We start from the raw sequence: 8,867 nt of genomic DNA on the forward strand, positions 1-8,867 counted from the left end.
GATTTCTCGAGACTTTTTTTACTGACCAGCGTAATATTTTTGGATCCCTTTCACAATACCTGCGACCAGTTTATCTTGGTAGTGGCTATCTCTGATTTGTTGGTTTTCGGAGAAATTATCCATATAACCAAGTTCTAGGAGAACGGCTGGTTTGGCTGTTTCGCGTAGTACAGCATAGCTACTTTCCAATAAGCCAGCATCCTTGGCCCCTGTTTCTGCAAGGAGAGAGGAGTGGATGGCAGCGGCGAGGCGTTTGCTTTCACTCATACGATCAGGGTGATTGTGCCAGTATTGATTAATCTTACTTGGATAATCAGGTTCATCTCTATAGGAGTAGGTTTGAATACCGCTCGCTTTTGAGTATGCGCTACCAGTTGCATTGAAGTGAATACTGATAAAGATGTCAGAGTTGGTTTTATTAACCATACGAGAACGTTCGGTAACAAAGTCAACGTCAATATCGCTATCACGAGAGGTGAGGACCTTGTAGCCCAGTTCTTCTAACTTAGCGCGAAGTTTGCGGTAAATCTGCATGTTGAGATCTTTCTCAGCGACATTGTAGTAAAAGGCACCAGCATCCCGACCACCATGTCCAGGATCTAGGAAGATGGTATTACTGTATTGACCTTTTGTAAATCCACCTTCAGTTGAAACTTCAGAAATCCATTGGCCGTATTTTTGGAACAAGTGTTCCTTGCCGTCTATCTTGTAAGTCCCTGATACATAATGTCCACTATCGTCCAGATAGTAACGAGCCTTGTAATAGTCGTCGTAAATCCACTCATTCTTGGCCATATAACCGCCAGACTTGAGGTAGTATGCCCCAATCCACTCCTGACTTGCATAACGGCCATCCGCTTTTAGATAGAACCAGCTATTGTAGGATTTATCGAAGATCCACTCTTTCTCTGCCATGGCCCCGCTGGCTTTGAGGTAGTAGCTTTCTTTCCATTTATTGGAAAGCATGACTCCATTTTGTTCAAAAGCATACCAAGAACCATTTATTTTCTCCCATTTGTCTTGGCTATATTTCCCATATGCATTAGCGTAATACCAATTTTCATTGATTCTCACCCAAGAGTTTTCTGCCATGGCTCCGCTATCGCCTAGCAGGTAGGCACCAATGGTTGTCTGGCTGAGCATCACGCCGTTTTTATCAAAATAATACCAAGAACCGTTGATTTTCTCCCACTTGTCTTGCGAGATTCTGCTAGATGGTGTGACATAATACCAATTTTGGTCTAATTTAATCCAACCCTTTTCTGCCATAGCTCCACTATTTGTGAGCAGATAGCCGTCAACGGAGGTGTTGCTGAGCATGCTTCCAGTTTGGTCAAAATAGTACCAGGAGCCGTTAATTTTTTTCCAACTGTTTTGAGCTAGTCGTCCAGAGGAATCAGCATAATACCATTGGTTGTCCAAATTGGTCCAGCTATTTTCTACCATAACCCCATCTTGGTCAAAGGCATAGCCTTTGTAGATAGTAGAATGAAGACGATTACCATCTTGATCGAAGTAGTACCATTTGCCTTGGATTTGTTTCCAGTTCAAAGCAGGTTTATCATCTTGGTAAAAACGCCAGTGGTGATTTTCTTGGTACCAGCCTTCTTTTTGGGGCTTGTCTTCTTGTACATCTACTTTCGGAAGAGTTTCTGATTTAGAGTTTTCCTCAACACTCGATTCTTTCTTTTCTTCTTTGGCAATTGCTTCCTTGACAGCAGATGTGGATTGAGTTGTGTTTTCTTCTCCTGAGACGGATGCGGGTGCTAATCCTGCAATTGAAAGGATTAAAGCACTGGTCAGTAGTATCTTTTTCACTTTCTATTCCTAACTTTTTCGTTTTTTCCCTTTTAATCTTTATTTTTTATCAATTATCAAACTGAACTTCTTCTAGTAGATACTCGATAAAGCGTTCGCCCATCTTAGACAGACTGGTTTTTTCATGCTGGATATAGACCAGCTCAATGGGATCGTCTATGTCCAGTGGAATGGAAACGATATTGTCTCCGTTAAGGTTGCTGTTCAAAATCCCTGTTGCGATCGTGTATCCGTCCAAACCAATCAAGAGATTAAAGAGAGTGGCACGGTCACTGACTACGATGGATTTCTTGTGGTGCTCTTGTGAAAGAATCTCCTCTGAAAAGTAGAAGGAGTTGTGCGTCCCTTGGTCATAGCTGAGGTATGGAAAGTCTTCCAAATCAGCCAGTTTGACCTTGTCTTTTTTAGCTAGAGGGTTGGTCTTGCTGACAAAGATATGGGGTTGAGCGGTAAAGAGGTGGTGGGCTAGCAGGTGATTGTCATCTAGCATTTTCGTTAAAACATCGCGATTGTAGCTGTTTAAAAAGAGGACGCCGACCTCGCTACGGAAGTTCTTGACATCGTCGATAATCTCCCAAGTCCGAGTTTCACGAAGGAAAAGTTCGTATTTTTCCATATCACTTTTCTTGAGCAGAGAGACAAAGGCATTGACTACAAAGGCATAGTGCTGAGAGGAAACGCTAAAGAGTTCGCGGTGGGCGACAGGGTTTTTATAGCGTTCCTCCAGAAGCTGAGTTTGCTCGACAACTTGACGAGCGTAGGAGAGAAACTCCATCCCATCACGGGTTAAGGTAATGCCCTTGGGATTGCGGATAAAGATTTCAATGCCCATTTCATTTTCCAAGTCTCGAACAGCATTTGAAAGACTGGGTTGGGTGATAAAGAGTTGCTTGGCCGCCTCATTCATAGAGCCAGTTTCGACGATTTTGATAATATAGTGTAGTTGTTGAATTCTCATGTTTTTATTGTACCATACTTGCGGAAGAATGGGCAATGAAGACGAAGAAAATAGTGGGAAAAATTTAAAAAAAGCCCTTTAAAATAAGGCTTTTTAGATACTTTTATATCTTTTGGTAGCTCTTTTGGTAGCTAAGTAGACTTAATCAATAAAATCATTTGATATGAGATTGAGTTTATCAGTTAATTCGGTATCTGCGTTGGGGTATAAATGACTATAAATGCTAAGTGTTGTTTTGACATCAGAATGGCCTAATCGTCTTTGGATATATAGGGCATTTACATTATATTCATTAATAAGCAAAGATGCGTGGGAGTGTCTCAAACCTTTTGGTTGAATGTATTTAACACCAGCACGTTTAGAGTATTTTAAAATTTGGTCTCTAATACTACGTTTACGATATGGAACTCCGTCGGGCGACAGAATAAATGGTATTTTATCGACTTTTTCTTGTCTTTCTTTCCACTCCTTAAGAACCTTTAGAGTATTATCATCGAGTCCAATAGTACGCCGAGAGCTTTCGGTTTTTAGCTTGTTACGGCGCTCCCAATTTTCACGATTTATATACTGTAAGTTGTGATTGATTGCTAGTGTTTTCTTTTCAAAGTCCACATCCTCCCAATAAAGAGCAGTCGCCTCATTTACACGCATTCCCGTAAAATAATAAAGCCAAAGGAGTGTATAAATAAAATGCTCAAAATAACTCTTTTTATCAAGTGATTGTATTACTTTTTGAAATTCATCTTTTGTCCAAAAGTCGATATGTTTTTTTGTTATTGGAATAGGACTGATATTACTTGTAGGTATTTCATGGAAAATTAACCCATACTTTTTTGCGGTTTTCAAAACTTGATTAAGTAATGCCATTTTGTTTCTTGCGTATGAATTTGAATATTTTTCTAATAAACTATTTCTATAATTTATTACATCATAAGTTGTAATTTCTCTAGGTTTTTTCTTACCAAAATATTGAATAAATTCATCAAATACAATTTGACGTCTTCGTTCGAGATCTGGACTTGTAGTAGCATAAAAGTTTGGTATAAATACTTCGTCCATAAATTGTTTAAACGTCCACTGAGTGTGCTTAATTCCACCTTTTTGATGCACTTTATTTAATGCCCTTGTTCGTGCCTCAAAGGCTTCTTTTGCAGTTTGAAAACCACGTCTGCGTTCTTGATATGGTTTACCAGTAGCTAGGTCAACTCCAGCTTTAAAATAATAAGTATATTTCCCAGTTTTATCGTCTCTAGTAACACCAGTATATCTAGTTTTTGACATGCAGTTCCTCCAATCCAAGAATTTCTGATACAACTGATACGGGAACAGTTCCGAGCCCTTTATTGTTATAGAAATCGAAACCACGTTCAACCATAATGTGTTTTGCTTGTCGTAAAATGTTATAAGCAGTCCATTTTGAGAACCCTAAGTCCATAATATCTTGTACTGTCATAGTGAGTTTATTGTTCATAAAATATCTTCTCCTTTCCCAGTAAGTTCAATGAATTCACCTATTAATTGTTTTAATTCATTGTTTAATCGTGGCGTTTGTTTTTTAAGTGCATCTTGAAGCTCTAAAGAAAATGAGTTACTATCAAATGCTTTTAGGTGTTTTCTAAGTCTAGTTTTTTTGACTCTTATAGTGTTAGGTTTTAGATAGGGAAATAATTCGGGTAAAAGAGCTGGTGCATGGAGAAAGATATAAGCAAATGCTTTGCTATCATCTGGAACACTTGAAAGACTAAAAAAACTAAAATTCTCTAATCGTTTAGAAGTTTCTGAAATGGTTTCTTCATTTATAGCCTTTGTCCGAAGTTGGAACTCTAATCGCCACCAAAAAGGTTTGCTCTCTATATTTAATTTATCAGCTCTTTTATGACTTAATACCTCTATATTCTTATCATACAAACGTACTTGAACGTTGCTACCACTTGCCCCCCAGTATTTACTTTCTATATTTCCCCCTCTACCATAGAATATTTTATGACTAACGCCTCCTTTGATATGTTGTAAAAAAACTATTTCTGACCTATTAAAGATATCAAAAGCAAGGTCTAATCGTGACAGTCTAATTTCTAATCGATTTAATCGAGCGTAATTCATAATCTGCCTCCACACTTGTAACCTCTCAAATTCTTTTAGTGAGTTTGGGTTGAAGTCTAGGCGTATGACTTGATAACCACCATAATCCGATAGTTGAAAGAAAATTAGATTGATACTATCTTCGTTTATAGTTTTATAAAGAGTAAAATAGTTTTCTTTTAGATTTTCTTGAATACTAAATTCTTGAATTATATTATTGAGTGATTTTCGTAATTCACGAAATATTCGTCTAAGTGATTGGTTTTCACTATCAAAGATTACTGTTAATCGGTCGATACTGATATAAATAGATTTTTCTAGTTTTGATAAATCTACTTGATTTTGATATTCTCGTAGAGATTGAATGGTATTTTTCAACTGTAACGCCTCCTTTCTATGTTTAAAATATGCGTAATTCATTGCTACTATTGATTTTTGCCAATGACTCGTTACTTAGGACGTCGTCTTAAGTGTACCTTTTTGCTGGCTGTTAGAATAGCCAGCTTTTGCTTGGCTAGAAATTGTCTGGACGGCAGTCTGCAGGACTTCGCCTGACTTCCCGTCAGGCTCGCCCTTGCCCTTGTCCACACAATTTCTAGCACCAAGGCTTCGAATAGCCATAAGTCATAGCCTCGTCCTCAACTTCCTCCTCACTCACTGTTCCTAAACTTATGAACTATTTTGTATCATTTATAACTTGTTTTTAAGTTATAAATACATTTTATAAAAAATATTTTAAATAGTCAACTAAAAACTTGATTTGTAAGTTTATAGGTGATAAAATAAGTTAAAAATAAAAACAGGAGTTTCCCATGACCTTTATTATTCAAAATTTTGGACCCAATTTGGCACGCCTACGCATAGAAAAAGGAGTAAGTCAAACTCAACTAGCGGAAGATTTAGGAATCGGTAAACAGTCCATCTCTGATTATGAAAAACAAAAAAGCTATCCTACCTTTGCAAATTTGGATAAGATAGCAGAATATTTTAATGCAACTCCAACCCAACTATTTGGAACTAGTAAAGAGATTGAGTTAGAAAAGAGTGTTCTTGAATCTAATGAATACTCTGATAAAGTAAGTGAAATCTTAAAGGCTGTCAAATACATCGAGCATTTCCTACATACTAATGGACAGCACTTAGAAGATTTACTTTACCTAACAAGAGGCAACCAACTATACACAGAAGATGGAGAAGAGTTGTATATTGATCCAACTTCTCAGAAAAGAACAGTTCATACCCAATATGAACCTGGTTTTATTGTAGCAAGAGAGAAATCTCCACTCGAACTCTTAATTGAAAATAAGGAGCTATTAGATTAAATAAAAAAAAGCGAGTTTTAGGCTCGCTTTTTCTATTGTATAATCTTATTCTTCATTATCAATCGTCAAACACTCCGCCTGTAATCTGGTACATGAGGTAAATGTGCTCCAAGATTTTGACAATTCGCGCCACATGAAATTATTTAAGCATATCCTTCTCTTTCATTATCATTTTCTGTTATAATAAATTGTACTTCTAAAATAGAAAGGTCTTAAGATGACAACTCTCATTAAACATAAACGTGTAGAATTTTCAGAACTTTTTTATGACCTAGTTTTTGTTTTTGCAATTTCAAAAGCAACTACTTTAATTGACCATCTTCATAACGGTATTTTGACTTGGAATTCTTTCCTTGATTTTTTCATGGCTGTCTTGGTTCTCACCGATTCCTGGATGATTCAAACCGTTTATACCAATCGCTATGGAAAGAACTCTTTATTTAACATGGTAATCATGTTTATCAAAATGGGACTTTTACTCTTTATAGCCAATATGATTGGACCTGATTGGCAACAATATTTTCATTATCTTTGTTGGGCTGTTGGTACATTAACCTTTACCTTATTTTTACAATATTTGGTTGAATTTTTTAGAAAATCAACCGATAATGTTGAACGGGAAAGTATCAAAGGTTTTCTATGGATAACAGGTCTAGGAAGTTTAGGAGTCTATCTAGCAGCTCTTCTTCCTATTTACGTTGGAGTCTCTGTCTTATTTGCTAGTATTCTGCTAACATTTATTATGCCAATTATCTTGCTTAGTAAAGATAAGCATTACCAGGTAAATCTCCCCCATTTAATCGAGCGCATCTCCCTTCTTGTCATTATTACGTTTGGAGAGATGATTATGGAGCTAGCTAACTTCTTTACAATCGAGAATTTCTCGATTTATTCGGTTCTTTATTTCATTATTATGCTTTCTCTGTTCTTGTTTTATTTTGGTCAATTCGACCATGCTATTGATGAAAAATCTAATCAAAAGGGACTATTTCTAATTTACAGTCACTATCCTATTTTCATTGGACTTATTATGATGACTGTATCGATGAGTTTTCTTCAGAATCCTGAAGCTAATCGTCTCTTTGCAACCATCTTCTCTTATATCGGATTTGGCCTCTTCCAAGTTGCTGTCCTAGTAAATGGGCCCTGTAACAAACACTATCTTCGCTATTCGAAAAGTTACTACTGTGTCCAAGCGACACTCTATCTGGCTGCCTTGATTCTCTCTTTAATCTTTGCTTCTAATCCTATAATAGTAGTGAGTATTACAACCATTTTAGCTCTAGCTATAGCCATTCATTTTATTTATTTTTATATGACACAGAATAAAAAATATTCCAAATCTAACTGGGAGTTATTTTAATGAGTTTATAACATAAAAAAAGCTTTGGAAACCAAGGATTTAATTTTTTCATTAATTTGTTTTTTAAAAATTACAAATCTATTGGTAGCTTTTTGGTAGCTAAACAGACAAATTTTATAATGTTTATCAAAGTGAACATAAAAAGAATGTTGATTTGTCAGCATTCTTTTTTATTTCAAATGTATTCTCGGAATTAGAAATAGGGGGAAAGAACCGGTCCAGTATTGAAAAAAAGTCTAAAATCTGTTAGAATGAAAGCTATGAAAACATTCTATGATGTGCAGCAATTTCTCAAACAGTTTGGCATTATTGTCTATGTGGGGAAGCGCTTGTATGATATTGAACTGATGAAGCTCGAACTCTCTCGGATCTATGATGCAGGTCTGATGGACAAGCTAGACTATCTAGAGGCGGAAGCTGTTCTTCGTAGAGAGCACAAGATAGAATTAGACTATATTGAGAAAAATGGAGAAATGAACTAATGATTACTTGGATTTTGTGGGCACTTATACTGGCAATGGTGGCATGGATGGGTTATAACTACCTTCGTATTCGTCGTGCGGCTAAGATTGTGGATAATACAGAATTTGAAGCCTTGATTCGGAAAGGGCAATTGATTGATTTGCGCGATGCAGCAGAATTTCACAGAAAACACATTCTTGGTGCGCGCAATATTCCTTCAAGTCAATTGAAGTCAAGCCTTGCAGCCCTTCGTAAGGATAAACCTGTCCTTCTCTACGAAAACCAACGTGGACAACGAGTGACCAATGCAGCACTTTATTTGAAAAAACAAGGTTTCTCTGAGATTTATATCCTTTCTTATGGATTGGATTCTTGGAAAGGGAAAGTGAAGACTAGCTAAGATTCTTTAAAAAACTGTCGAATGATAGATAAAGCTAGTATCTTAAGGTATCATCATTTATAATAAATTTAAGGAGATTTTATAATATGAATTCACAACAAAAGAAAAAACCTTCACTTATTTTAGGTATCTTATCTATCGTCCTTGGTTTGCTATTTCCAATAGTAGGTCTGATTTTGGGGATCATAGGATTGGTCTTGGCTTTTTCATACCAAAAAGAATCTGGACTAGACTATAAAACAGAAAAAATTCTCAACATCGTAGGACTTGTGGTTTCTGTACTTAACTGGATTGTAACTGTCGCAGTATTTTTTAGAATTGTAGCTGTCGCAGTATTTTTTAGATAAGCAATAAACAAAAAAGCTTTAAATTTAAAGCTTTTTTATTATGTGACTATTAGTCCGTCTCGCTCCGTAAGGTGCGAGACAAATAAACCACCCGCTATGCGGGTGCGCGTCGAAG

The 8,867-nt window shown here is 36.5% G+C and carries 11 protein-coding genes; 5 read left to right on the forward strand and 6 right to left on the reverse strand.

Annotated elements, in window-relative coordinates:
* Positions 1-18: 18 nt before the first annotated feature.
* The 6 genes from M1F56_RS02470 to M1F56_RS02495 form a co-directional block, all read right to left on the reverse strand.
* A complete protein-coding gene (locus tag M1F56_RS02470; RefSeq protein WP_247916743.1) occupies positions 19-1,818 on the reverse strand; it encodes an N-acetylmuramoyl-L-alanine amidase in 1,800 nt (599 codons plus the stop codon).
* 49 nt (positions 1,819-1,867) lie between these two features.
* Entirely contained in the window at positions 1,868-2,776 is a 909-nt protein-coding gene (locus M1F56_RS02475) for a LysR family transcriptional regulator (RefSeq protein WP_001222584.1), read from the reverse strand.
* A gap of 141 nt (positions 2,777-2,917) precedes the next feature.
* Positions 2,918-4,057, reverse strand: coding sequence for a tyrosine-type recombinase/integrase (locus M1F56_RS02480; protein WP_061600529.1), 1,140 nt, complete (start codon positions 4,055-4,057; stop codon positions 2,918-2,920).
* A complete protein-coding gene (locus M1F56_RS02485; RefSeq protein ID WP_072074374.1) occupies positions 4,044-4,247 on the reverse strand; it encodes a DUF3173 domain-containing protein in 204 nt (67 codons plus the stop codon). The genes M1F56_RS02480 and M1F56_RS02485 overlap by 14 nt, the downstream gene beginning before the upstream one ends.
* Positions 4,244-5,236 carry a replication initiation factor domain-containing protein gene (locus tag M1F56_RS02490; RefSeq protein ID WP_247916744.1) on the reverse strand — a complete coding sequence of 331 codons (993 nt, stop codon included), beginning with the start codon at positions 5,234-5,236 and terminating at the stop codon, positions 4,244-4,246. Before M1F56_RS02490 ends, M1F56_RS02485 begins: the two co-directional genes overlap by 4 nt.
* A gap of 75 nt (positions 5,237-5,311) precedes the next feature.
* Entirely contained in the window at positions 5,312-5,479 is a 168-nt protein-coding gene (locus M1F56_RS02495; RefSeq protein WP_247916745.1) for a hypothetical protein, read from the reverse strand.
* A gap of 191 nt (positions 5,480-5,670) precedes the next feature.
* Here M1F56_RS02495 and M1F56_RS02500 point away from each other — a divergent pair, with 191 nt between their 5' ends.
* The 5 genes from M1F56_RS02500 (at position 5,671) to M1F56_RS02520 (ending at position 8,752) form a co-directional block, all read left to right on the forward strand.
* Positions 5,671-6,180, forward strand: coding sequence for a helix-turn-helix domain-containing protein (locus M1F56_RS02500; protein ID WP_140224648.1), 510 nt, complete (start codon positions 5,671-5,673; stop codon positions 6,178-6,180).
* A gap of 217 nt (positions 6,181-6,397) precedes the next feature.
* Entirely contained in the window at positions 6,398-7,543 is a 1,146-nt protein-coding gene (locus M1F56_RS02505) for a low temperature requirement protein A (protein ID WP_247916746.1), read from the forward strand.
* A 251-nt stretch (positions 7,544-7,794) separates the two neighbouring features.
* Positions 7,795-8,025 (forward strand): YqgQ family protein, encoded by a 231-nt coding sequence (locus M1F56_RS02510; RefSeq protein WP_247916747.1) that lies wholly within the window; start codon positions 7,795-7,797, stop codon positions 8,023-8,025.
* The gene (locus M1F56_RS02515; RefSeq protein WP_247916748.1) at positions 8,025-8,405 is read left to right on the forward strand and encodes a rhodanese-like domain-containing protein; all 381 of its coding nucleotides are present in this window, start codon (positions 8,025-8,027) and stop codon (positions 8,403-8,405) included. The genes M1F56_RS02510 and M1F56_RS02515 overlap by 1 nt, the downstream gene beginning before the upstream one ends.
* 86 nt (positions 8,406-8,491) lie before the next feature.
* The gene (locus M1F56_RS02520) at positions 8,492-8,752 is read left to right on the forward strand and encodes a hypothetical protein (RefSeq protein ID WP_001088136.1); all 261 of its coding nucleotides are present in this window, start codon (positions 8,492-8,494) and stop codon (positions 8,750-8,752) included.
* The last annotated feature ends 115 nt before the right edge of the window (positions 8,753-8,867 follow it).

Source organism: Streptococcus oralis (genome assembly GCF_023109005.1).
Classification (GTDB): Bacteria; Bacillota; Bacilli; order Lactobacillales; family Streptococcaceae; genus Streptococcus; species Streptococcus oralis_BU.